The organism is Erythrobacter sp. NAP1 (assembly GCF_000152865.1).
Lineage (GTDB): Bacteria > Pseudomonadota > Alphaproteobacteria > Sphingomonadales > Sphingomonadaceae > Erythrobacter.
This window is the reverse complement of the sequence record NZ_CH672390.1, coordinates 887452-912814: the sequence shown is the minus strand read 5'-3', so window position 1 is coordinate 912814 and position 25363 is coordinate 887452. Positions and strand designations below refer to the sequence as shown.

General features: G+C 57.9%; 19 protein-coding genes. 6 read left to right on the top strand and 13 right to left on the bottom strand.

Annotated features, from left to right (window positions below):
- Nucleotides 1-1200: 1200 nt before the first annotated feature.
- Nucleotides 1201-2625, bottom strand: coding sequence for a hypothetical protein (locus NAP1_RS04200; protein ID WP_156777194.1), 1425 nt, complete (start codon nucleotides 2623-2625; stop codon nucleotides 1201-1203).
- A gap of 281 nt (nucleotides 2626-2906) precedes the next feature.
- Here NAP1_RS04200 and NAP1_RS04195 point away from each other — a divergent pair, with 281 nt between their 5' ends.
- Nucleotides 2907-3896 (top strand): hypothetical protein, encoded by a 990-nt coding sequence (locus NAP1_RS04195; RefSeq protein ID WP_156777193.1) that lies wholly within the window; start codon nucleotides 2907-2909, stop codon nucleotides 3894-3896.
- Between the two features lie 191 nt (nucleotides 3897-4087).
- Here the strand turns inward: NAP1_RS04195 and NAP1_RS04190 are convergent, their stop codons facing one another.
- Entirely contained in the window at nucleotides 4088-4699 is a 612-nt protein-coding gene (locus NAP1_RS04190) for an HNH endonuclease (RefSeq protein WP_206740586.1), read from the bottom strand.
- 372 nt (nucleotides 4700-5071) lie between these two features.
- Between NAP1_RS04190 and NAP1_RS04185 the strand changes: the two genes are divergently transcribed.
- The 3 genes from NAP1_RS04185 to NAP1_RS04175 all read left to right on the top strand — a co-directional run bounded on the left by NAP1_RS04185 (nucleotide 5072) and on the right by NAP1_RS04175 (nucleotide 7572).
- Nucleotides 5072-5614, top strand: coding sequence for a recombinase family protein (locus tag NAP1_RS04185; RefSeq protein ID WP_040464236.1), 543 nt, complete (start codon nucleotides 5072-5074; stop codon nucleotides 5612-5614).
- Between the two features lie 71 nt (nucleotides 5615-5685).
- Nucleotides 5686-6687 carry a phosphoribosyltransferase gene (locus tag NAP1_RS04180; protein WP_156777192.1) on the top strand — a complete coding sequence of 334 codons (1002 nt, stop codon included), beginning with the start codon at nucleotides 5686-5688 and terminating at the stop codon, nucleotides 6685-6687.
- 480 nt (nucleotides 6688-7167) lie between these two features.
- On the top strand, nucleotides 7168-7572 hold the full coding sequence (locus NAP1_RS04175) for a hypothetical protein (protein ID WP_007163986.1): 405 nt from the start codon (nucleotides 7168-7170) through the stop codon (nucleotides 7570-7572).
- 32 nt (nucleotides 7573-7604) lie between these two features.
- Here NAP1_RS04175 and NAP1_RS04170 read toward each other — a convergent pair whose 3' ends face one another.
- The 3 genes from NAP1_RS04170 to NAP1_RS04160 all read right to left on the bottom strand — a co-directional run bounded on the left by NAP1_RS04170 (nucleotide 7605) and on the right by NAP1_RS04160 (nucleotide 11590).
- Complete coding sequence (locus tag NAP1_RS04170) at nucleotides 7605-8348, bottom strand: sulfite exporter TauE/SafE family protein (RefSeq protein ID WP_007163985.1); 744 nt, start codon at nucleotides 8346-8348, stop codon at nucleotides 7605-7607.
- Nucleotides 8349-8403: 55 nt separating this feature from the next.
- Nucleotides 8404-11172 (bottom strand): preprotein translocase subunit SecA, encoded by a 2769-nt coding sequence (gene secA, locus NAP1_RS04165; protein WP_007163984.1) that lies wholly within the window; start codon nucleotides 11170-11172, stop codon nucleotides 8404-8406.
- Nucleotides 11173-11311: 139 nt separating this feature from the next.
- Entirely contained in the window at nucleotides 11312-11590 is a 279-nt protein-coding gene (locus NAP1_RS04160; protein ID WP_007163983.1) for a hypothetical protein, read from the bottom strand.
- Nucleotides 11591-11710: 120 nt separating this feature from the next.
- On the opposite strand from NAP1_RS04160, the gene argJ reads away from it, so the two are divergent.
- Together argJ and NAP1_RS04150 are read left to right on the top strand one after the other, a co-directional pair.
- Nucleotides 11711-12937, top strand: a complete 1227-nt coding sequence (gene argJ / locus NAP1_RS04155) for a bifunctional glutamate N-acetyltransferase/amino-acid acetyltransferase ArgJ (protein WP_007163982.1) — start codon at nucleotides 11711-11713, stop codon at nucleotides 12935-12937.
- Entirely contained in the window at nucleotides 12934-13758 is an 825-nt protein-coding gene (locus NAP1_RS04150; RefSeq protein WP_007163981.1) for an inositol monophosphatase, read from the top strand. The genes argJ and NAP1_RS04150 overlap by 4 nt, the downstream gene beginning before the upstream one ends.
- Before the next feature lie 104 nt (nucleotides 13759-13862).
- On the opposite strand, the gene trxA is transcribed toward NAP1_RS04150, so the two are convergent.
- The 8 genes from trxA to NAP1_RS04115 form a co-directional block, all read right to left on the bottom strand.
- A complete protein-coding gene (gene trxA, locus NAP1_RS04145) occupies nucleotides 13863-14183 on the bottom strand; it encodes a thioredoxin (protein WP_040464708.1) in 321 nt (106 codons plus the stop codon).
- An 80-nt stretch (nucleotides 14184-14263) separates the two neighbouring features.
- On the bottom strand, nucleotides 14264-16720 hold the full coding sequence (locus tag NAP1_RS04140; protein WP_007163979.1) for a UvrD-helicase domain-containing protein: 2457 nt from the start codon (nucleotides 16718-16720) through the stop codon (nucleotides 14264-14266).
- Entirely contained in the window at nucleotides 16648-17757 is a 1110-nt protein-coding gene (locus NAP1_RS16770; protein ID WP_007163978.1) for a UvrD-helicase domain-containing protein, read from the bottom strand. Before NAP1_RS16770 ends, NAP1_RS04140 begins: the two co-directional genes overlap by 73 nt.
- Entirely contained in the window at nucleotides 17754-20792 is a 3039-nt protein-coding gene (gene addB / locus NAP1_RS04135) for a double-strand break repair protein AddB (protein ID WP_007163977.1), read from the bottom strand. Before addB ends, NAP1_RS16770 begins: the two co-directional genes overlap by 4 nt.
- A complete protein-coding gene (locus NAP1_RS04130; RefSeq protein WP_007163976.1) occupies nucleotides 20773-21498 on the bottom strand; it encodes a nucleotidyltransferase family protein in 726 nt (241 codons plus the stop codon). The genes addB and NAP1_RS04130 overlap by 20 nt, the downstream gene beginning before the upstream one ends.
- On the bottom strand, nucleotides 21495-22484 hold the full coding sequence (locus NAP1_RS04125; protein WP_007163975.1) for an aminoglycoside phosphotransferase family protein: 990 nt from the start codon (nucleotides 22482-22484) through the stop codon (nucleotides 21495-21497). Before NAP1_RS04125 ends, NAP1_RS04130 begins: the two co-directional genes overlap by 4 nt.
- On the bottom strand, nucleotides 22481-22936 hold the full coding sequence (gene tsaE, locus NAP1_RS04120; RefSeq protein ID WP_007163974.1) for a tRNA (adenosine(37)-N6)-threonylcarbamoyltransferase complex ATPase subunit type 1 TsaE: 456 nt from the start codon (nucleotides 22934-22936) through the stop codon (nucleotides 22481-22483). The genes NAP1_RS04125 and tsaE overlap by 4 nt, the downstream gene beginning before the upstream one ends.
- Entirely contained in the window at nucleotides 22933-25281 is a 2349-nt protein-coding gene (locus NAP1_RS04115; protein WP_007163973.1) for a PAS domain-containing sensor histidine kinase, read from the bottom strand. The genes tsaE and NAP1_RS04115 overlap by 4 nt, the downstream gene beginning before the upstream one ends.
- Nucleotides 25282-25363: the final 82 nt, after the last annotated feature.

Sequence of the window (25363 nt, the reverse complement as noted above, 5' to 3'; positions counted from 1 at the left end):
TATGGTGTGGTCCCTTTAGACCACATCAGCAAGCTAATCCCGCAAGAGAAGGATAAGCACGAGTGGGCAATGCGTTGCCGCAACCCACAGAAGCTAGGCTGGTAGGCGAATTGCCAGCCTTGTTTGCTCCCGCGTTGATAAGCGGCGGATAAAGGGAGACCGCTCAACCGCCCCTCCCCAGTTTGCTGGGTTCCGCTTTTCGCCTGTGTCCATGCCATACGGCTTGGCTCCGAGGTTCATCGGATTGGACAACAGCTTTGCCCATCGTTCAGAGTTTTAGGGATTTCCCTGAACATTCTGATCGTGGTCGGCAAAGCTGTATCCGCCTTCAACTTCCACCAAGGTTCAAGGATGAATAACCGATGAGCATTCTCAATGCATTCCCATGACCCAAGCAGCATGTCGCTGGCAGACCTCAACCGCTCAAGCGGCGAGCTGACTAATCGCCTAGCCTATTCCGGGGAGTACCACCGACGGAAGAATCGCAAAGCTGCGATCACTCGCCAGCAATGGAAAGACACTGGTTGCGAATATCTCATGACCTTCACCGACTTTCGCCAACAAGGGCGGCGAAACCGCATCAGGAAAGAGTTAGGTCTCGACCCAATTTACCTGCCAGGCGAAGGTAAGCCGAATACGGTCCACTAAACACAACAAAACTGCTCCCGCGAACAGCGGGGGCAGGCGGTCCGCGAAGCGGGACGCAACCTTCAACCCGCTATCCATAAACGCGTCGGGTCTCGCAGACATTGCGCCGAGCTGGGTCTCGTAGTCAGGCGTCGATCCTACCCTGGACCGTCTCTTTCGCTTGATGCAATCGATGGCCATCAGGTTTTGTATCGGCTGTGGGTGACGGCTTGGAAAAGCCAGGCTTTTACCCGATAACGCTCCATCGGTACGTCATCAAAAGCACCCAAGTTCTGCCCTATTTGTGCGGCTTCAATGGGGGATGAATAGGGGGCGTTTCCCCTATTTGGATTTCAATCATCCTTCCCTCGCAATGCAATCAAAGCTCCAGAATGAAATCAATCTAGTGCTGGTGCAGGCTTTCGGCACCATTGAGAGCCGTTCGGGGAAAATGCAGTTCGAACTGTGCGGCAACTCGAGTTTTTAGCGTGAGCGGTCATTGGCTTCGCTCAGGGTCTGTGTCGCGGCCCATCAACGGAGTTTGGTCCCCTGATGGGCTTTGATGGGACGACTTTAAGACCCATTTTGGTCGACGAACTCTTTAGTTTGAAGGTAGCCAAGACCGATGAATGCCAAGGATTGATCGACATAGAAACTTTGGTCGATTGTAGAGTACTGTGGGAAGTCCAAGGCTAGGAAATTAACCCCAGTAGAATTGAAGACCGTGGCTGTGCCGTCGCTGCCGTTCAGGTAGTCTGCGTAGCTAGCCGTGTTGTATGCCATCCATGAGGAAAGGTCTGATGGCGCATAACCCAAGTTTGCGCAGTCCCAATATTTGGACCGAGGATCGCTGTCTTCCAGAGCCTGCATGAATCGCCGTTGGTCATCCCATCCGACGCTGTTCGGTTCCGTCTGCTCAGCAAAGGTATCGTCAAGTGTCTCGGGCAAGGCCATCTTGATGTAGACGATCTTTGTGGCGCTGCTTTCGCCTTGTGCCGTTCCAGAGAAGTACGAAGTCTGTAACCTCTGGCCATCTGCCGATTCGATGGCTGGTATTTCTAGATCAATACCCTCTGCTTGGAGGCGGTCCTTTAGAATGTGATAGGCACCAAAGGTGTAATTTGGATCGTGTTCTGCGTCGATGATGACGACGCGTTTTTGACCGCCCACAATCAAAGGGAAAGCACCTAGGTTTTCAGATTTTCCACCATCCCACACGCGAAGTCTATTACTGTCGATTGCTGAAAAAGGGTTCGGCATCCACTGTTTCAATGCCCCGACAGCCGCACCAGATATCGCAACCATTCTGTACAACGGAAATTCATCCTCAGACACATTCGTCCATTGAGCGGCTCCGAGGTTACCATTCGAAATGCCTTGAGGGGTGAAGGTGACAATTACGTCATTCCCTGTGACGTCCCTTGGCTGCGCGATGGTCGCATTTACGAGAATGTTTGGTATCTCACCGTTTGAGGCTGATTCAGCAAAACTGGAGAGCTTAAGGCCGTTTTCCCAAGTGTCCCCATTTCCGTAGGTCCGGAGTATTGCACTTTGGTATAAGCCCACCGAATTTCTGATCAGCCAGTTCCAGCCGATCTGCGTGTTCGTGACGAAATTTCCTTTGGTGACGATCTCACATACGCGTTGCGTGTATTCCTGATCTGATAAGGAATAGTGACCGAAGCGTTGGTCGCCAGGATTGGTGAGTAGATAGCGCGAATACAGCCAATAGTTTGCGTAACTGCCTCCGGAGACCGACGAGATTGCAGGGGCCGTGGATACCATATTGCCTTGGTCAAGGGCTTTCAAAGCCCCAATCATGAAAAGCGAAGAACGCAGACCCCCGCCAGAAAGCGCGATTGCCCAGCTCTCTTCCGCTTCGATATTCGCTGAGCTTGCCTCTTGCGCTTCATTGGCTGTCGAAACAGTAGGCCAACCAAGCGCAATCATTGAAAAAGCCGATAGCAGAAAACGCGAAGCAGTTTGCGATTTACTCATTACAACCCCCATCTAAAGCAGAACTTTTAAAGCAAAGTGATTTGGTGTTTGCAAGTTAGCCTGCATGGATAAAGGGAATAGGCCGCAGTAGTAGGTTGTATTGATCGACGATTGGACTTCGCCTCCGCTCCCAATTCGTGACGCCTAAATATGTCCGGAAGATGTGTGCCAATTCAATGAAGATGGGCTGTAATTTCTCATATATCGAGTGGCCCTTGTTCCGCTCGTTTCTCACGATATGTCAGTGGGCTGACAGGGTGAAAAAGGAAGGACCCGAGTAAGTGAACTCCGCTTTAAATAGGGTTTCTGGGTTTTTCGCGCTTCTCGGCATGCTTAACATTGCTGGGTCTATCGACACATTGTTCACACTTACCGCTAGCTTAAAATATCTTATCGCCTGGTGGGACTGGCTTTTCGGAAGCGTCTTTCAGTGGCTCGCCATCGAGCTTCCTCGGTGGCAACGCGACTTCATAGTCCTCTTGGCGATTCTGACACTGCAAAGCATCCGGCTCATCATGTTCCAGCCGCTTAAGGATGTTCCGGTCTTCCGTTCGTATCCTGAGTCTCACGAGTCACTGGATGAGGCTGAAGAAAGAATAAAAAACCTTCCTCTAATCGAGCGTTTTCGAGGACGGTTATTCATTTTCAACAAGCACTTTCTCACTATTGCCTCGCTAGCGATAGCAGGCCCGCTCTCTATCCGTATTCCATTCCTCGCGACATTTGTCGCAACATCGCTCACCGCATACTTTGTGATCTGTAATGCCATCGGGTCGATAGTATCAATTCCGTGGTGGTGGGTAGCTCTCGCAATCACTTCAACCATGGTCCTGGCCATGGAATGCTTCCCACCTGGGAGCATGGCGAGAGCTTTGATTTTCGCGAACTTAGCTCCTTCTACCGACACACCGTTGTCAAATGTTCGAAGGATATCCTCACTCCTCGGACGGATTATCGCTTACGTCCTTCATCTCGCCTACACGGTACCAATGTCCGTGCTGGTGCTTGCAGCACCGCCATTTGCGGCTTTGGCAATTCAGTATCGTGGGATCATGAAACTCATCGCACTGTTTCTCGCTGTCCTGATCGTGGATTCTGCAGTCGAGTTAACTATGTCAGATCGGCTGATCTCACCGCTCACGAATTTGCCTTACGCACCAGAGATCGGATCGTTTGAAATAAGGCAAATGGACTCCCAAGGTAACGTGTGCATTCGCGCCGAGACGATGCAAGATGACCGAACCATTTGCGAGGTTTCTCCGAGGCATTGAGCCAAAGACCGACGTGAACATTAGGCTGCCGTGCAAGCGGATCAATGTAACTCATGCTTCGTAGCCTCTTGGACCAAGCACCAGGGGCAGCCATATGAGCCGATTTTCCCTTAGGCTCGTTGCCAACCGTGCTGTTCTCTGTTTTTCGAAGCCTTCTGTTGCCTAGGTGGACGGCATGCTAATTGGGAAAGCTAAGTCGGTCGCGTTTTTGCGCTTCTCCGGGCAGCGCGTAACTCATCTAGACTCAATGGTATCCGTTTGCGGTGGGCCATCCGATGGCAATTCGCACACAGAAGCGCCAAATCTTTGAGCCTGGTTTTGCTACCCTTGCCGAGAGTGTGAACAGGCTTGAGATGGTGGACCTCGATGAACCCGTCTCCCAACTCACCGAATGCTGCTTCGAAGTCGAATTCGCACACCTCACATTCTACACTTCCAGCCTTTTTGGCTGAGACGATCTTCTTTCGGCTAAGGCTGCGGTCGCGTTCGTACCTTTTGTGCAATCGCATCACAACGCCACCTTCTTCCCCCTCGACCTCGTCTTCATTCGGTAGTGCGGCCAAAGATTCAACATCTGCTTTCTCGACCGCTTTCCGTATCCTATCTGCTTCGAGCTTTAGTGCCACTGGGTCTTTCACAAACTTGTACCAGACAACTTTCTCCAGCTTTCCCCCTGACTTCATCCCAGCCTTTCCCTGAGCTTTGAAAGCCGGGTCGATCGATCGGAAATTCATCATCTTCATGTAGGCACCATTGCGATTGCGAAGTGTCTCTCCTGCATCCGTCCCCAAAATCTTATGCATCTTCTTCAGCAATCCCGACAGGTTTTTACTAAGGTACTCCCCTTTCCGGGTGGCGAAGACCGATTGCTTAAGTAGAGCTGTAAAGCCAGTACGAGTTCGTCTTCGCCCCAAGTCGGATTGCGTGTCGGCTTCTTGACGTCAAAGCCAAGGGCCTCAAGACGCCTAACCACCAGAGCTAACCCACCAGAAAAGTCATTCTTCCCTAAAGCTTTGCCACTGGCAAACTTGTGAGCAACGCCAAAAATTGCCTTAGATGGGTAAACTCAAACGAGACGCGCGAGTGAGACACAATAGGCGTCTCATTAGGGTTGATAATAATGGCTCTTCATGTCACTTTCCAAGAGTCGAGACCCTATTGAGACGGATCACTGCATGACATTGGTAGGCTACGCACGAGTAAGTTCGGCAGGGCAAAGCTTGGAAATTCAGGAGGCAGCGTTGTCTGACGCTGGTTGCGAAAAGATCTTCTCGGAGAAACGATCGGGCATGTCTGCGAAGGATCGACAGCAGCTCGAGGACGCTATTCGCTATGTCCGTGATGGCGATACCCTTATTGTGACGCGCCTTGATCGCTTGGCCCGCTCAGTCGGTGACCTCTTCACCGTTATTGAGCGGCTGCAGAGCAAAGGTGTTTCGTTTCGTTGCCTGCAGCAGAGTGGCGTGGATACCGACAGTTCTACTGGGAGGCTGATGATGGCGATACTCGGCGCCGTGGCGGCATTTGAGGCAGATATCCGCAAAGAAAGGCAAATGGAGGGTATAGCAAAGGCGAAGGCGGCCGGTGTCTATAAGGGTCGCAAAAAGACAATCGATACTAAGGAGATCATTCGACTTCACAAACAGGGGGTGACCCCATCGCAGATTGCCAAGAAACTTGGTATCAGTCGAGCCAGCGTTTATCGGCACTTAGAGTAGGCCTAGGCTGTTGATTAAATTGCCACTCCCCTAGCGGCATTGGCTGCGGGCGGTATTTAGCGCCTGATGCATTGATTTCTAATCCGGCCTGTTTTGTTCATTGGATCCAGCTTCGCGACTTCAGCTTGGCAAATCCTTTCAAGCTCGACCAAGGCCTATCTTCGAACAGAACCAACCCAGTTAGTTTAGCTCCCCAAATGTCGGCCTCCGCCCCACTTTGCCCCCCACTGGCGTCGCATCCGCGAGAACGTTTGCCGATACCAGCCTGCGATAGCATCATCGTTCATGGCCCTTTGGCCGTTCTGAAAGGAGACCAGGAGGGACTCCGCATCAAAAAAAGTGATGCCGCCAAGGCGTATCAGGCCGCTAAATTCTCAAACGATATGTCCGCCGCGATGGACCTAGTGGACATGGTCTGGGATGAGGGCAAAGAAGATGCGATCATCGACCGCTTAATGGATGCTGGCAAGCGACCTATTTACGTTCTGCCACATCCAGCGTTCGACGACGAAGACGCTATCGATGGCACCGCAGGCATGAGGGATGGGCCAGTCAACGCAATCCCCTTTGCACACGCAGCACGTCTCGCCGAAGCGATCGGGGGCGAGATCGACAACGAAATTACGCAAAAAGCGAGAGTTGGACGAACAAAACTCAATCGATTTCAACGGTTTTTGTGGCAGCCCTCGTTTGTTGGAGACATTTCGACCGACAGACCCTATGTATTAGTAGATGATGCCTTCACCCTAGGAGGCACATTGGCAAATTTGGCGAGTTACATTTTAGCGGGCGGCGGAACAATCGCTTGCGCTACTGCGTTAGCTCATAAAGCGGCAAAGGACGTACCCTTTGCATTAACGCAAGATACATTATACACACTTAAGACAGAGTATGGACCGGACATTGACCGGTTTTGGAAGGACGCAATCGGACATGAAGCGGCTAAGCTTACAGATGCTGAAGGGTCTTTTCTCGTTGACTGGTGGCGAAGCGAGCAGTCAAAGCACGATGGGTACGAGGGACTACAACTCCTCCGAAATCGATTGCTTAAAGTACGAGATCAAGGCGAATAGCGAAAAGGCACGCGCTGAAGCTCAGCAGCGTGGCTATCGTCGCAACAAGCGGGCGGCTAAGCTCGCATAACCGGCTGGGCGGTCCGAAACCGCCCCTCCCCACGTGGTCCAGATGTCTCGCACCCATTTTGGGGCGGCTCCATGCTGGGTCTCGCCTGCCCCCATCAAGATTTCAGAGTACGCATGAGGCGCGGGCCGCCTATGAAGTAGAATGTGTGTACTGAGGCGTGTACTCCTTTGAGTCCTTTTTGGCCGATCTTGACCGGCAGGGCCGCACAAAATTGCCCCAATTCAAGGGTGTCCAGACGGACCGAAGTGCCAAACGCTGGCTTTGAGACTGGTGACTGTTAATCACTTGGTCGTTGGTTCGAATCCAAATCGGGGAGCCATTTTCCACCCACCTTCGATCGCCAGGCCTTGGACAGGGCCATTTCCACCGTGCTAGCACGCGTCTGGAACGTTTCGTTTTGGGAGGAATACATGGGGATTTTTGGACTTGTCGCGGCCTCGCCGATCTTTGTCATGCTGATGGCAGGCGATCTTGATCGTGACACGCGTGACCACTTCGACAAGATCGCTGAATCGGTCTCAATGGCGCCCACTTGCCGCCAGCATGATTTCGTCGTCGACGATGCCGGCATCAGCGATTGGAAAATACGTGCAGTCGCGATGGCTGTCGCAGGCGGCATGGCCGAGCCCGACGCACAGGCTTTGCTCGATCAAACCATCGACGAAGAATACGAAGATACCAAAGCGATGTTCGAGGAAGCCCGTCGCACTGTTCGCACACGCGACCAGTCCGAGCGCTTTAACCGACGCATGAAGAAAGCGTGCGAGCGTCTGGCCGATCACGAACTCTCGGGCGACTACTTCACCGAAGATTGATGCGCCTTTGCAGGGGTGGGCGCTCAGGCGCGTCAGACCCCGGCCAAGAGCCTCACGCCGACCAATCCGACTAGCGCTGCGGTAAGCCAGCGGATCCATTTGAGCGGAAGCACTCGCACGGCCATGAGGCTACCGATCTGGCCGCCGATGACCACCGCGATAAGCAGCGGCAGTGCATCGACCATCGCGCCGCCGAACATGGCAGGTCCGTTCTTGGCGAGTTGACCGGCCAGACCAAACAGTGAGTTTACGAGTATGAAAAGGCTCGCGGTCGCGGCAATCGCGCGCGCATCGCGCCACCGTGTCAGGTGAAGAAGCGGTGCGAGGAATATGCCTCCTCCGATGCCGACCAGCCCTGCCAGAAACCCTATAGGCGCGGCCACGAAAGGCATGGCCTTGGAGAAGCGGTTCGGCACGCTCGTATCGTCCTCCCTCACCGGGATCAGCATCGTCAGCGCTGTCAGAACGAGGCTAGCCCCAAGCAGAAGCAGGAACGAGTTGCGGTCGATCGGCATGAGCCCGCCGATAAACGCCGCCGGAGCCGCAAGAGCGGTCAACGCAATGGCTCCCTTCCACGGTGTCACGCCCGAGCGAGCAAAACGAATGCTCGCACCGCTCACCACCACGATGTTGCACGCAAGGCTGACGAGCGGGAGAACCCGGTAATCCAGCCCTGCCAGCGCCAGAAGCGCCGAATAGGTCGAGCCCCCGCCGAAACCGACGCTTGCATAAAGCAGTGCGGTGACGAAAAAGCCTCCAGCGAGCAGAAGGATCAATGGCACTGTGCCCTAACCTCCCTGCCCGCCAGTTGCCGGTAGTGAAATCCCTGCCTTATGCAGTGCGAACAGCACCCGCATTCGCCGCACCGTGGCAGTGCTTGTACTTGTTGCCAGATCCGCACGGGCACGGTGCATTTCGGCTGATCTCCATGCCTGCATAGGGATTGTCGGTTTGAGAACCGCCCGGTCCAAATGCAGCCTTGGACGAACCGGCGAGCGAACCAAACAGCTCAGCGCGCTCGGCAGATCCATCGCCGTCATCCGAGTTCTCGAGGCCCGTCAACGGATCAATGTGGCCGGTCAGGAAATCAGGCAGATCGGGCAGCGCTGCAGGCTCGGGTTGCTGAATGCGCAGCTCTGACTTGAACAGCAGCTTGGTCACGTCCTCGCGCAGGGTTTCGAGCATCGTTTCGAACAGCGCGAAGGCCTCTTGCTTGTATTCGTTGATAGGCTGCTTTTGAGCAATTCCACGCATCCAGATCACCTGGCGCAGCGCATCGAGCGTCGCGAGGTGTTCTTTCCAGTGATAGTCAAGCTGTTCGAGGAGCAGTTGCTTCTCAACCCGGCGCCAGATTTCAGCGTCATACTTCTCGACTTTCGCCGCCATCATCTCGTCGGTCTGAGCACGAATACGCTCTTCCATGATCTCCTGCTCGACCTGGTCTTCCTCAAGCCACTCGTCGATCGGAGGCGTGATGCCGAAGACCTCTTCGAGCTTCTCCTTGAGCCCTTCGACGTTCCATTGTTCGGGGTACGAGCCGACCGGGCAGTTCGCATAGATGATGGAACTGATGGAATCGTGGCGCATATCGACAACGACATCGTCGACCGCTTCTGAGTCCATAATTTCGGCGCGCTGTTCGTAGATGACCTTGCGCTGGTCGTTCATGACATCGTCGTACTGCACGACCTGCTTACGGGTATCGTAGTTCCGCGCCTCGACCTTCTTCTGTGCCGTCTCAATGGCCTTGGAGAGCCATTTGGACCCGATCGCCTCGCCATCTTCGAGGTTCGAATTCATCATCTTGGCAAACAGGGTGTCCGGGCCGAAGATGCGCAGAAGATCGTCCTCAAGGCAGAGGTAGAAGCGCGAAAGGCCGGGGTCGCCCTGACGGCCCGAGCGACCGCGCAGCTGGTTGTCGATACGGCGTGATTCGTGGCGCTCGGTGCCGAGCACGAACAACCCACCCGCTTCGAGCACCTTGGCTTTCTCAGCTGCGACTTCTTCCTTGATACGGGAGATTTCGGCCTCCTTACGAAGGCCGTCTTCCATTTCACCCAGCTCATCCTCGATCAGGAAATCGACGTTACCGCCAAGCTGAATGTCGGTACCGCGACCCGCCATGTTGGTCGCGATGGTCACAGCGCCAAGCCGGCCCGCCTGCGCCACGATATGCGCCTCGCGCTCGTGCTGGCGGGCGTTCAGCACCTCGTGCTTTACGCCTTCCTTGTCGAGGAACTGGCTGAGCAATTCGGACTTTTCAATCGACACCGTACCCACCAGGATCGGTTGACCGCGCTCGGAATGTTCCTTGATCGTCTTCGCGATAGCCGCGAATTTGTCCAATGTGTTCTTGTAGAACTCGTCTTCCTCATCGATGCGCTGGACCGGCACATTGGTCGGGATTTCGACGACGTTGACCTTGTAGATGTCCCAGAATTCTGCCGCTTCGGTCGCAGCCGTACCGGTCATGCCAGACAGCTTGGGATACATCCGGAAATAGTTCTGGAAAGTGATCGAGGCCATGGTCTGGTTCTCAGGCTCGATTTTCACGCCTTCCTTGGCTTCGACCGCCTGGTGAAGACCGTTGGACCAGCGGCGGCCATCCATCATGCGGCCGGTGAACTCGTCGATGATAACGACCTTATCGTCCTTCACGATGTAGTGATCGTCACGCTTGAACATGTGCACCGCGCGCAGCGCCTGGTCGAGGTGGTGTACCACCTGAGTATTTTCGACATCGTAGAGATTGTCGGTTTCGAGCAACCCCTTGTCCATCAGCAGCTGCTCGACCTGGTCCAGTCCGTTCTCGTTCAACTGGATGTTCTTGGTCTTCTCATCCTTGTCGTACCAGTCTTCCGGAATCTCCTTCGCAACCTCATCGAGAGCGGCATAGAGGTCGGATTTGTCTTCAGTCGGACCGGAGATGATCAGCGGCGTACGAGCCTCATCGATCAGGATCGAGTCCACCTCATCGACGATGGCGAAGTTGAACGGGCGCTGCACCATGGCCTTGCGCTCATGCTTCATGTTGTCGCGCAGGTAGTCGAAGCCGAACTCGTTGTTCGTCCCGTACGTGATGTCTGCGTTGTATGCGTCGCGTTTGGCCGCCTCAGTCATGTTGGGGACGATCACGCCGACCGTCAGGCCGAGCCAAGTGTAAAGCTGTCCCATCCATTCCGCGTCGCGGCGGGCGAGGTAATCGTTGACGGTGACGACGTGGACGCCCTTGCCCTCGATAGCATTGAGGTAAACGCCAAGCGTCGCCATCAGGGTTTTACCTTCACCCGTGCGCATTTCGGCGATTTCGCCGCGCTGGAGCACGATGCCGCCTATCAGCTGCACATCAAAGTGGCGCATCCCCAGCACGCGTACCGATGCTTCGCGAACGGTCGCGAAGGCTTCGGGCAGGATGTCCTCAAGCGTCGATCCGCTGTCGAGCTGCTGGCGGAACTTGTCGGTCTGCGCCTTGAGCGCGTCGTCCGACAGTTCCTGTATCATCGGCTCCAGCGCGTTGATCTTGTCGACAATCTTGCCGAGCGATTTGACGTATCGATCGTTCGAAGAGCCGAAGACGGATTTGACGATTTTGTTGAACATGGGAGAGGTCTTGCCTTTGACGTTTTGTTCTTGAGGCTCGCATCCCGCAGCAGGGCGGGACCGGGCGCAAATGCGGATATGTCAGGGAGTTTCGCACGCAAAGACGGCGCGCGTTACGATAGAAATACTTGGGGGCGCGCTATTCGAGCGCGCGGTCTCCGCCGAGGAAAATGCTCGGGCGCAGCCAGCTTGGGAACCACGTCCAGGTGCGCTTGCGCTCACGCTTGGGACGGGCAGCCTCGCGGTTTTCTGCCTCGGAGGCGCATGAACAGTTTTCGCTCGCTTGGGCTTCAGAAGTATTGGCGACTGAGCGCGAATTCTGAACGTTCGACTGCACTTCGCCCGCATGCGCAGGCGCGGAAAGCGCGGCGATGCCGGTGAACAGGGCGAACAACGCAATAAGATGACGAGCCATCATGCACCGCAAGACATAATGCATCTGTCGCAATGCGTCCACCGTCAGGCCGGATTTTTACTGCCGCTTGCATGAAGATTGAGACGTTTACTCGGCATGGGCGCGCTCCTAAGGCTTCCGCCTATGGAACTTGACCGCTCTCCACTCGCTCTGCCCTTCCCCGAAATGCCAGCCATAGATGGCGTAACTTTGCGCGTTGCGAGGGCGCGTTACAAGGATTGGGATCGCTGTGATCTGACCTTCGTAGAGCTCGCTGAAGGCTCTGCGCTTGCAGGAGTATTCACTCAAAGCGCGTGTGCCTCGACCGAGGTCGAAATGGGACGTGAGCAGGTAAAGTCGGGCAAGGCTCGCGCACTTATCGTCAACGCCGGGAACTCCAACGCCTTCACAGGCCATCGGGGGCGCGAAACGGTTGAGCAAATCATGTCGCAGGTGGCCGAAGGGCTGGCTTGCGCCCCTGATGAAGTGCTCGTTTCGTCAACCGGCGTAATCGGCGTGCCGCTTCCCAAAGACCGGGCACGAGCAGGCGTTGATGCGGCGCTGAAGGCTGGCGAATGCAGCTGGGAGGAGGCTGCAGACGCGATCGGTACAACAGACACTTTCGCCAAAGGTGCGCACGCGTCTGCGATGATTGGCGAGACACGTGTCGAGATCGCCGGGATCATCAAGGGTTCGGGCATGATTGCGCCCGACATGGCGACCATGCTCGGATATGTGTTCACCGATGCTGATGTGGCGCCCTCATTCTTGCAGGAGCTGTTAGAACAGGCGAACGCACGGACCTACAGTTGCATCACGGTCGACGGTGACACCTCGACCAGCGACACGGTGCTTTCCTTCGCGACCGCCAAAGCAGGCAATGCTCGTATCGAGAATTGGGAAAGTCCGGGTGCGGATGCTTTTGCTGCGGCGTTCACAGACGTTCATCGCCAGCTAGCGCAACTTGTCGTGCGTGATGGTGAAGGAGCGACCAAATTTATAAATGTACGCGTAAGCGGTGCGGTCAGCGACGACAGCGCACGGCGTGTCGGCCTCTCGATTGCAAATTCGCCCCTCGTGAAGACCGCCATAGCCGGTGAAGATGCCAATTGGGGCCGCATTGTCATGGCTGTGGGTAAGGCTGGCGAGCCGGCCGACCGTGACAAGCTTTCGATAGGCTTCGGGGGCGTCTGGGCTGCACGCAATGGTCTGCCGGTCGACGACTATGACGAAGCGCCGGTGTCCAAGCACCTCAAGGGCGATGAGATCGATATCGAAGTCGATCTCGGCATGGGTGGCGGACGCGCCACTGTTTGGACCTGCGACCTCACCCACGGTTACATTTCGATCAACGCGGATTACCGTTCATGACCCAATTTTCACCCTTGGATGCTGAAATACGCGACCTCCTGCGCTTCGCCGCGCAGCGTTCGATGTTGCCTAGATACCGTGAGCTGCGCGACGACGAGATCGAGATGAAGGGCGAAGATGACCCGGTGACGGTTGTCGACCGCGAGGTGGAAGAGTTTCTGACCGAAGCGCTCACGAGGCTTGCTCCCGATGTCGCGGTCGTGGGTGAAGAAGCCGTGGCAGCGGACGCCAGCGTCATGGATCGCTTGTCCGGTGCATGTTGGATAATCGACCCGCTTGATGGCACTGCCAATTTCGCAAACGGCGAGGGTCATTTCGGAATAATGATTGCGCTTGCCGACGCAGGCGAAGCTGTTGCGGGCTGGATCTACGATCCGGTTCGCGACCGGCTTTGCCACGCAAAGAAGGGCGAAGGTGCCTTTATTGACGGCGAAAAGGTCGCAGCATCGGCTTCCGGCGACACCCCGCCTAACCTTGCCGCGATGAAGGGCTTTATGCCCAATGCGCAGCGTTCCATATTCGAAGCCGAGATCGAACCGCATTATTCGATCGTCAAAGCGCCGCGCGCAGCGTGCGAGCAATATCCGCTCACAGTGTTTGGCGGTCATGACCTCGCGATCTACGAACGCACCCTGCCTTGGGATCACGCAGCCGGCTGCCTGTTTCTAAACGAAGCTGGCGGATCGTGCCTGCGGCCGGATGGGTCGCCCTACCGCGTTGATGATGGCCGAAAAGGCATGATCGGAGGCGCGAATCGCGCTTTGTTCGATGATCTGGCCGAAAGGCTCATCAAGGCTGGCTACATGCCCGCGGACGCCTGACGCGATTTCAGGTTTTCTGAATCAGCAAGGCGCAGGTTCCGGCCTTCGCTAGAACCTGCGCCTCGTTGTTTGCCTGCCGCCAAAATCGGCAGACTGCCTGAACTTTAGATCTCGCTTTCGAGCCAGTCCTTGAGCTGGCTTTTGGGAGCGGCTCCGACCTTGCGAGCAACCGCTTCGCCATTCTTGAATAGGACCATCAGCGGGATCGACTGAACACCCATTTCAGCGGGGATTCCGGTGTTTTCCATAATGTCCATCTTGGCGATGGTGACCTGCTCGCCGAGTTCGTTGCTGATCTCTTCGAGTGCGGGTGCAATCATCTTGCACGGGCCGCACCAATCGGCCCAGAAATCGACCAGAACGGGCTTGTCGCTCTCGAGCACGTCGCTCTTGAAGCTCTCATCGGTGACGTTGACGGTTGCCATAATGGCTTCTCCTGAAAGTGGGTCTTCGCCCTTCATACATCCGGGCTTAGCGTTGAGTTCAATTTAAGCCGGTTTGTAGCTCACTCAAGAGCAAGCGGGGCATAGTTATCCTGTGTCTCACCCAAAGATCGCTTGTGATCGGCGAGTGTAACTTTCGGAATCTCGATCAGCTTCGTATTCTGAGTGTAAAGCACTGCCGCACGCACCTCGCGTCCGGGATAGATCGCTTCGAGTGCACTGGCGTAGGCGGCCATCTGGCGAAGCGTTGCACGCGGTATGTCATCTAGGCTTTCGGGCGGGCGACGGGTCGTCTTGAAGTCAACGACGGTGACGACTTCTTCGGTCACGTGCAGGCGGTCTGCTGTACCCGCGACCACGATCCCATCGACCTGCGCTGCAAGCGGAACTTCCGCAAGCGCATCAGCACTGAACAATTCAGCGAAACCAGGCTCCACCAGCACTGCAAGAGAGCTCGAGAGTATTTCCTCTCTCGTTTTTTCATCAAGGTCGCCGGCCTGCCGCGCCAACCAACTGCGCGCCGCGGCTTCGCGTTCAGCAACAGCGAGATCGGGCAGACGTTCGAGCAACCTGTGCATTAGCGTCCCGCGCCGTGCGGCAATTGCGGCAATTTCGGGTGCAAGCGGAGGGTCAGCGCTCTGATCTTCCGCAGCACTGCTCGGTGCGAGCGGTTTGGGGGGACGTGGCTCGGGCCCGATGGGTTTTGTCGCCCACATTGGCAGCGGCTCGGTCCCTGTCGTCGCGGCGGGAGTATCGCTCCCCACCAGCGGATCTGCTCGCACGCCCCACTCGCGCCTCTCCCCCCAGATCGAATCTTGCTGAGGAGGCGCGTCGAAAACCGGGGCGAGCCGCGCGTACCAGCTATCTTCGTGCGGTTCGCCCTTCTTGGCCTGTCTCGGACCAAGCGATCCACCAATGAACAGTGCCTCTTCTGCGCGCGTCATCGCCACGTAGAGCAAGCGCCAATGCTCTTGCATTTGGGCAACGCTTGCCTTTTCCTCGGCTAAGCGCACGGGGCCGACTCGCTCGTCTTTTGAAAGCGATGGCAGCGGGACTTTGCGCGCGCCATCTCCAGCATTGCCTATTGGATCGTCTGCAAGTTCAAGCGCGCCACCCTGCCCCGGCTCACCGGTCGCATCGGCAAGGATCACGATTGGCGCTTGCAATCCCTTGGAGCCGTGAACCGTCATCACGCGGACCTGGCCTGTAGCCTCGTCCGCATCACGCTTGAGCTCGCCCTCGCCTGCATCGAACCACTCGATAAACCCTGCCAGACTGGGCGTGTGAGCTGCTTCAAACGCGAAGGCCGCGTTCAGCAATTCATCAATCGGATCATTCGCCTCGCGTCCAAGTCGCGCAGCCAAAGCCCGGCGTGCCTGCCATGGACCTGTCAGCAACCATGCCAGCAGTGTCTGAGGCGTCTCGAAATCGGCCCTCGCCAGCAATTCGCGCAGCTTTGTAATAGTCTCTTCAACCCGTGGCGCCTCGTGCTTGCGAAGGTGGTCCCACAAGCGCTTGCCCGGATCGCGCGGCACATATTCGAGCAGGTCGTCCTGCGTCCAACCAATGAGCGGCGAAGCGAGAAGGTTTGCAAGGCTAAGGTCATCGAGAGGTTGAGCTGCGAACCTCAAGGCTGCCATCAAGTCCTTGACCACGAGCGGCGCGCCCAGCCTCAGCCGGTCGACCCCGGCAACGGCCACACCCTTCGCATGAAGCTTTGCCACGATCTGTGCGGCGAGATCCTTTCGCCGCCGGACCAGCACCATGATGTCGCCGGCACTCGCATGCCGCCGCTTGCCTTTTTCGAGCACGAACGGCTCTTCCTCGCTCACCCAGCGGCGAACCTGTTCTGCGATCTTTTCCGCAAGGCGCGTGTCATGAGCGGGCAGCCAATCGCGGTCATCCTCCTCGTCAGGATCATCAGCTGCACCCATCACAGGGTCCCAAAGCGCGACAAGTCCCGGCCGATCCGCGCCGACATGGTCGGCGGGCGCCTTGTTCAATCCAAATGCCCCGTACCCGAGCGTCTCGATCACGCGATTGACGAAATCGAGCACCGGCAATGAGGTGCGATATGAACGTCCGAGATCTAGATCATTCCAAGTCGGCAGCCGGCGATTCTCACGCAGCTCACCAGCGTTCGCTTTCGCATCGTCGATGCGGGCCTTCACCTTCTGCTTGGCGCGCTCGAAATTGTCGGGGCTCGTACCCTGAAAGCCGAAGATCGCCTGTTTGTAATCGCCCACGGTGAAGATCGTGCGGACTCTGTCTCCGCGGGCACCCTCCCCTGCGAAGAAATCGTCGATCAGGGCGAAAACGATGTCCCATTGCGCCGAGTTCGTGTCCTGAGCCTCGTCGATCAAAACATGATCGAAGCTGCGGTCGAGCTTGTAGCGGATCCAGTCGGACGCCTCGCTTTTGCCGAGCAAGGTCGCCGCCTTGCGGATTAAATCGTCGAAATCGAGGAAGCCTTCGCGCGCTTTCGCTTCTTCCCAACGCAGCGCGAAACTGCGCCCCATTTCGAGTGAAGAGGTAAGGAAGTCCGCGAGAGCAAGAAGCGCTTGGCGCTCGAAATACATGGCCACGCTTCGGCGATCTCAGCCTGCCGATCAGGCAGCGATGGATCAACCTTTGTAGGGTTCGCCATCTTGCGCGGCTCGCCCTTCTTGGTGAGGACGGTTTCGTAAAACCGCCCGATCAAGTCGGATCGCTCTTCAACCGAAGCGACAAGCCACAACGGTATAAAGTCCGCACAAGCCTGCCCAGCCTGCGCTTTCCAATCCCGCATAAGCGGCAACATTGCTGTGAGATGGTGATCGGGGAAGGCGTCAGGGTGAAGCACCTCCTCCGCCCAGGCCGCGTCTGCACCCGCTGGCATATCGAGAATGCGAAGCACGCGCGCACGCATCGGCGGTGCCCAAGAGGCTGTCCCTTCCCACAAGTCCGCAGCCGAAGCGCACCGCATTAGCCAACCACGCAGCGCATCGGGGTCCTTTGTCTTCGTGAAGTGACTGACGGCATCGGTGAAAGATTGGTCACCCTTCGCCTCTGCCTCCGAAAGCATGTCGGCGAGCACCTCCCTTGCCAGGAGCTCGCGCTCGCGGTCCTCCATCGGCCTCGCGCCGGGTGTGAGATCGGCTTCCTCCGGAAAGTTGCCGAGCAGCCATTGCGAGAAGGCGTGGATCGTGTCGATCCTGAGACCTCCGCCGGGGCAATCGAGCACGCTTGCAAAGAGTGTCCGCGCCCTTGCCAGCGTTTCAGGGTCGAAATCAGCGCCAAGGTGTTTGAGCTCTCTCGCGAGCGCGCCTGCCTCAAGCCTCACCCATCGCGCCAGAACCGCGTTGATGCGGTTGGCCATCTCGGCAGCGCCCGCCTTGGTGAAAGTCAAACACAAGATTTGCGAAGGTTCGACGCCGGGCGTCAGCAGCAATCGAAGCACACGTGCCGACAGAACCTGCGTCTTGCCCGTTCCAGCCGAGGCCGACAGCCAGACATTGTCGCGCGGATTGGCCGCTCCGAGTTGATTGTCGGCGAGAGGAAATACTTCACCGCTCACGGCGTCCCCTCCCCGCCATCGCCGAGGCGTACGATCCATTCCTCGAGCCGCATCAGCTGGTCGTAATCCGAATACCCCAGATAGTCTGGGTTCTCCTTGGCGGTAAACGGTGCGTCGCCGAGGAGATATTTGCTGATGGCGGTATTCAGGAACTCCTCGTGCCTTGGCAGGAATTCCTCAGGCGTCAGCCCTTTCTGGCGCGGGGTCATTTTCAACGGGACGGTTTGATAGCCGAATTCGCCATCGTCCTTTGAGCGTCCCAGTGACCAATACTCATAGGTTGCGACCTCGCCAGAAAGCTTGCCCTTTTCGAAAGCTCCATCGCGCGCAATCAGGCCGAGAATGCCCATCTGCAGCGCGTAGCCCGCCTCGACTTGCGAGGCAGAAGCGGGGCCGCCGGTCTTGTAGTCGACAACCACCAGACGCCCGTCGCCAAGCCTGTCGATCCGGTCGGCACGGCCGCTGACTGGGATGCCATCGACCGACATTTCGCCTCTCGTCTCGGTGACGAGAACGGTGCGACCATCCTTGGCAGCATCGTCGACCCATTGCTCGAACCGCTCCATCGCCGCAACGAGCCGCGGCTGCCATAAGCCTTTGAACAGAGGATGGACTTTCGCCTCAGCGAACATGCGCTCGGCAAAGGGTGCGATCTCGAGCGTCGGGTGTGCTTCACGCGCCTTGTGCCAAGCATCGAGGATGTCGTGCACCAACGTTCCCCGCAATGCGGGATCGCCAAATGGATCGGCAGCGAGCGGATCGAGGCGCCGAAGGCCAAGGATTTCTTGCGCATAGAATTGGTAGGGATCGCCCAGCAATCGGTCGAGCGCGGTCGCACTGATGCGCACCTTTCGCTGGTCGGCAGTCGGCGTGGGTTGAGGGCGCGGATAAGCGGGTGCTGGCTCTGGCTCACGATCAAGCAGCGGCAGCATGGCAGGCGTTCGTTTTTCCCGATGCCTGCCAGCCAACTCGCCCAAAAGCGCCTCGACACGAAGGACAAAACGCGAAGGCAAGGTCGGCCCCTCCGCATCGCGTTGCGATCGGCTCAGGACAACCTCCGGCGCGCCCATTGCACCGGCGAGATCGTGAGCCGCCAGACCAATTCGGAATTCAGCGCCCGGTACGCCCAACGCCCGTAATACGCCCGGCGCGAGCAGGGCATCCGAGCCGGGAGCCTGCGGCCAGCTGCCCTCATTCAGCCCGCCACAGATCACCAGATCCGCGCGCGCCATTCGCGATTCGAGCAAACCGAGAATCGCAACTCGCGGGTGGCCACCGTAAGGCGGGCGAACAGCCACTTCATCCATTCGATCGCGCAAAATGCTCGCGATGTCGGAAGGCGAAACCGTTGTAGCGATCTCGCGGGCGTGCAGGCGTAAGTCTTCGAGCAGTCGGGAGAGAGCGCGCCCATCCTCGGCTGCCCACACAGCTTCGGCGGCAAGTCGTTCAGCGCTGGATGCCAACATATCGAGCGACTGTGCCAGAGTGATGGTCTCAGGAAGATCGACGAGCGGCGAGAGGATTTCTTCCACCTCTTCAAACCATTCAGAAACGCCAGCTTCACGCGCAATTTGACGCAAGGGTTCGAAACCCGGAGCGGGCGATGGTCCTCGCAAGGCGCGATCGAACTTTCGCACGTTGCGAAGCCATTGTCGGCGCGCTTCTCCATCGCCGCGCTTGACCAAGGGATGCGCGATCAAAGCGACAAGGCCGGCAGGTGCAAGGCCATGCGACATGATATCCGCGAGCAGGCCAAGCAGCCGTCCAGCCGGAGTGAGCGACAGCGCTCGACCAGCAGAATCGTCAGCCATGATACTCCAGCGCTCAAGGTGCTGCGTGACCCGGCGAGCGAGACTTCGATCTGCAGTGACCACCGCGATCCGCTTGGCTGGTTCTTCAAGCGCCTCTCGAACCAGAAGCGCGATCGCCTGCGCCTCTTCCTCGGACGTTGCGCTGGTCATCAATTTCACACCGGATAGCCTGCGCTTTTCTGGGCCGAGTTCGACCCAAGAGCGGCTCGCTTTGGGCGGCAGGAAGAGCGAACTGATGGCATGGCTGCGCGCTGGATCGGCTGCGGTCATGCCACTTCGATGCCATGCTCTCACTTCAGCGCGGGCAATTCCCATACGCTCCAATAGGAGCTTCAGGTGGTATTGAGGATGAGTGAGCGCATCGGACTGTCCAAAAACCTCTCCTCCTGGCTCTGGCGTTGCGCCAGCACGCCCGAGTTCATCCCACGCCTCATCGCCAAGCGACAAATCGAGGTCGGGAAGGATCACCGCACCGCATGGCAGATGAGCGATCACGCGCAGCATCCGGGCGAGAGCGGGAGAGGCGCTCGTCACCCCGGCCGCGATGATTGGGGTCTCTGGCGGGATCTCTCTCCAACGCTTACTTGCTCTTTCGAACAGGAGATTGCGCCGCGTCGCAGCGTCCACTTCGCCGTTCTCGTCGAGCCGTGATCGCCAGCGCGCCTGCACCCGGGCAAACAGTCGCAGCGAATCCTTCCAATGATCGGACAGATCGCCGAGCATATCGAGCACCGCATCGCTGGTCAGGTCCTCCGGCTCTTTGTCCTCGACCAGCAAGCGATCCATCGTGCGCGCAATTTCGCTTGCGAGGCGCATCCGCGCTGCTCCAGGCAGTGGGGGCTTGCCCAGGTCTGCACGCTCCTCTTCGACAAGCTGCGCGAGTTCGAGCAGTCGCCTCGTCGGTTCGACCGCCGGCGGGATATCGCTCGCACCCAAGGGATCGAGCAAGGCTCCAAGGCTTTCGTCTAGGTCAAGATCGCCAACTGTCACCATTCGCGGCATCAACATTCCAGCGCGATCGTTTTCACCGCACCAACGAATGAAAGCCTCGCTCATGGTGCGGGCCGCGCGGCTGCTGGGAACGAGCAGCGTCACTCTCGCCAGGCCGAACCCTTCTTCCTCGTAACGAGGGACCAGCCCCGCAACCAGCGCATCGGCAAAGCCGCGATGCGCCGCGATGGAATAGACCTTCGGCTTGCCCGCCTCACCCACGCCTGAGCGCATCTTCGGTTGGCGCGATCGCCTGCGGGGTTCCGACTTCGAACCATAGTCCTGTGAAAGAAAGCCCAAACAACCGTCCTTCTTCTATCGCGCGATTCCACAGGATGTTGGTGGAGAACTTGCCTTCGGGCGCATCGCGAAGGAGGCGGTGCGAGACAAGCTGGATGCCGGTGTAAATGAACGGTGCGATCCGCCCTTGTCTGCGTCGCGACAGCCGACCGATGGGGTCCATATAGAAGTCCCCAGGCCCTGCAAAATTGACTGCCCTTGCGTGGCTCACAACCAGCAGCAAAGCGTCCATCTCATCCGGGTTCCAACGCGCAGACAAGTCAGCGAAGGCATCACGCGGGCCGTCGATCCAGATATTGTCGGCGTTGAGGCAGAAAAACGGGTCTGGCAGCTTTGCCTGGGCCTTGATCATGCCGCCGCCGGTTTCGAGCAGCGCGTCGCGCTCATCCGAGATCAGGACCTTAGGCGAAGAGCGCTCAACGACATGCGCTTCGAGAGCGTCGGCGAGGTAGTGGACATTGACCACTGCCCTTTCGACCCCATTCTCAGCCAGACGGTCAAGCGCGTGGTCAACCAATGGCTTGCCCGCAACCCTCACGAGCGGCTTGGGCTGAGATGCGGTGAGCGGGCGCATGCGCTTGCCAAGCCCGGCGGCCATGACCATTGCGGTGTCGCTTGCCAGGGCCGGCCTGTCGCTCATGCTATTGTTCCCCCACCCTTTTTACGCAGATCGTCAGGGATATTGGATGCAAACCAATTTGCAACCGGTTCAAGCGCGGGGTGCTTCAAATCACGCTCCATCGCCCCCCATACGCGCGGTATCATGGCGAGATAGCGAGGCTTGCCATCGCGCTTGTACAGGCGCGTGAAAATGCCGACGATCTTGGCATTCCGCTGTGCGCCAAGAAGCGCATAGTCGGCCAGGAATTCTGCGCCGCCTCCGGCCTTTTCCCGATAGCGTTCAAGCATCGCCGCTTCGAGCTCCACCGATACGTCGCGGCGAGCATCCTGAAGGAGCGAAACCAGATCATAGGCTTTGTGGCCCGCAAGTGCGTCTTGGAAATCGATCAGGCCTTGGGGAGCGTGATCAAGTGGGTTGCCAAGGAGCATGATATTCTCGGCGTGATAATCGCGCAGGACTGTCACTCCATCGCCTTGCCGCGCGATCAAGGGTTTGAGGGCGGTTTGCCATGCTGCATCAAAGCCAGCCGTATCGACATCAAGCCCGACCGCGGGTGCGTACCACTGCGTCAGCAGTGCAGTTTCGCGCAGATAGACCGGCATGTCATATGCAGGGAAAGGACCGGGAGGTAGATCGTGTAGAGCGACCAGTGCGTCTATAGCCTGCTCATAGGCTGCCTGTTCACCGCCCGGGTGGTCGTCGAGCCAATCGCGCATGCGATCGTTGCCGAAATCTTCGGTAAGGACCCAGCCTTGGCCAGCATCATCGGCAAGGATCTCTGGCGCGCGCATTCCATGCTTGGTCAACCAGGAGGCGACATTGAGAAAGGGCAATGGATCTTCTTCCGGCGGTGGGGCATGCATCAGCATCGCAGTCTCGCCGCTCGTGCGCCGCAAACGGAAATAACGGCGGAAAGAAGCATCGCCCGGTATCGGTTCGACGGCTGCATCGCCCCAACCTGCGCCCGCTACGAAATTCTTAAAACCCTCAGGCAAGTCAGTCATGGCATCCGCCCTAGCCAATCCGCTCCACCGCGAGCAATCGCAATCCTGCCCGATCCTTGGGTTTCCAACAGGATAGAGAGGCAGGCTGGCTCGTGCGCAAATCCTCCCGCATAAGACGGCCATTCGGCGATCAGGACGGCCCCTTCGCGGTAATCGTCGAGACCGATCTCCTCCACCTCGCTCGGGTCTTCGAGCCGGTAAAAGTCGGCGTGAGCAATCGGAAGGCGCACAGCTGGTGGATCGTAGGTCTCGATGATCGTAAAAGTCGGCGAAGGCACCTCGCCTTCATATCCAAGCGCTGCGATGATGGCGCGCGCAAGCGTCGTTTTGCCGGCGCCAAGGCCACCCTCCAGCGCAATGACATCTCCCGACTTGAGCTTGGCAGCGATGCGCGCGCCGAATGCGGCCATCGCTGCAAGGTCCGAGAGTTGGAGGCGTCGTTCGTCGGTCATGGCAGCACGATCACAGCGCTTGTGCCGACATCTTTCCTGCTGGTCAGATCAAGCGTGCCACCATGTGCTTCGATCAACTGACGTGCCAACCGGATGCCAAGCCCGCTTCCTTCGCTCATTTCAGAATCATCGGAGTTCAACGTGCCTTCAGCGCGGGCCAGTTCGTCGGGCGTCATGCCCTTGCCGGTGTCGCTGATTGAAACCTTACCTCTCCAGGCGTCATCATCAGTGGGTTTGGGCAGCTCGATGGTGATCTTCCCACCCTCTGGCGTTGCCTCGATTGCATTGTCGAGCAGATGGCCCAGCGCACGCCCCAATTGACGCGGATCGGCCTCTACCACGCGGCCACGCCTGCCCTTGAGATCAAGGCCGAGACCTGCACCGATGATCGCCTGCTCACGCTCGCGCACGAGCTTTGTAAGGAAGGCGAGAAGGTCGATTTCCTCCTTCTCGATCGGAAGCAGGCCAGCCTCGCTTTGTGAAAGGTCGAGCACGTTCTCTACCTGCTCGGTGAGGCGTTCAACCGATGAGAGGATCGCATCGACATACTCACTCGCCCCCTCGCCCAATTCGCCTGCCGCACCGCTCTTGAGCAATTCGGCAAATCCGCCAATCGAAGTGAGCGGCGTGCGGAACTCGTAAGACATGTTGGCAAGGAACCGCGCCTTGACGGCATCAGCCTCTTCAAGCGCAACCGCCCTCTCCCGGAGGGCTTGCTCGGCCTTCTGAGAGTCCGTGATATCGAGGACGGTGAGCAATCCGTTTCCATCTGGCAGCGGAACACCAGCAAAGCGCAACGTTCTCCCGTCGGCGAGCACAACTTGCCCTTCCTTCTCGCGCCGATCGAGTGTCGCCGCGCGCACGATCGCGCCAATCTTTTCCGCCTCCCCCGGCCTGCGCAGGTTCTCCCCGATGGCTTCCAGCAGAACCTCGGCACTTGGGTGGGTGTCTAGGAACTCGCTTTCCAGGCCCCACATCCCGCCAAAACTGCGGTTCCAAAGTTGGACGGAGCCATCCGGCGCAAAGATCGCAAGCGCTTCGAAAAGGCTATCAAGCGTTGCCGTGCGCGTGCGAAGCAGCGTGTCACGCGTCGCCGATAGGGCAAGACTCTCGGTGCGGTCCTCCGCGATCATTACGAGCCCGCCATCTGGCATCGGCTGCGCAACGATGCGTAAATGGACCCCGCCCGTCAGCGGCCAGTTCTCTTCAACCGCCTCCGATGCGTCGAACCAGGCTCGGTGTTCGCGTCGCCATTCGGGGAAGTCGCGAACCTCAGGGGTGCTACCATGCTCGCGCGCATCGGACAGGAATTGCTCAAACGAAACTCGGCCCTCAGCGACTTCCGCTGTAATCCCGAACAACCGGCGGAATGGGCGGTTTGCGAAAGCCAGTTTTTCTTCGGAGGTGAACTGGGCCACACCAACCGAAAGCTGATCGAGCATCGCACGCTGCGCATCGCGAAAGGCGCGGAATTCGCGCGTGACCTGCTGTTGCTCCTCTATGTCCATTGCGTAGCCAGCGACGCCATCGCGACCGAGCGGAAGATCGGTGACACGCACACTTCGACGCGAGCCATCTATCGTTACGGCAGCGTCTCGCTGTGTTTCCTTCTGAGCCTCGAAGGCTTTCCTTGCGATTTGCGCTGGCGATTCACCGCCGCTCGCCTCGAGAAGCTCTATTTGATCCTCAACTACCGCTTCGAGGCTGCCCGCTCCTACCGCCTCGACATATGCGTGATTGACCAGCATCAGCCTCATCTCGGGATCGCGAAACCACATGGGCATTGGCGCAGCTTCAATAAGGCCGATCAGGGCTGCAAAGTCGGCCTGAGCCGCGCTGGCGCTTTCCCGAAACTGGGCGAGCTGCGTCTCGCTGTTGGTGAAATCGAACACCCATACGATCGCCGCCCCGCCCGGAGAAACCTGTGGGTCAGCAAGCGTTCCCTGCAAAGCCAACGTCTTGCGCGATCCCGGCGGAGCAAGTGCCATTTCGAAAGGTGCTGCACTTTTCTGCGTCAGTCGCACCTTCTCCCAGAGTTGATCGACCTGTGCCTTCGTTAGGCCTGCATCCCCCTCGCCTTCGAGTTCGCTCAGGTAGTTGGGCATCGCTTCAAGCCCAAGCCAGCGCGCCAGCCGTTCCGGTGCCTCAATCCTTCCATCGACCCGCACAAGCAGCGGGATCGAGGGCGCCGCGTCGAGAAGGCTCTGCATCCGCTTGAGCGAGGTTTGCAGCGCTTTGGTTCGCCGCGTCTTGGCTCCTGCGCGCAGGACCAGGACGGCAGCCGCCACCGTCCAGGCAGCCAGTACCAGCGCGATTCCAACGAGACCAAGCGGGGAAAATTCCATTACATGCAGCTATGACGGAGCACGTCTCCATGCAACCGCACCGGATACGAAAAGCCCCCGCAATTTCGCCGAATTGCGGGGG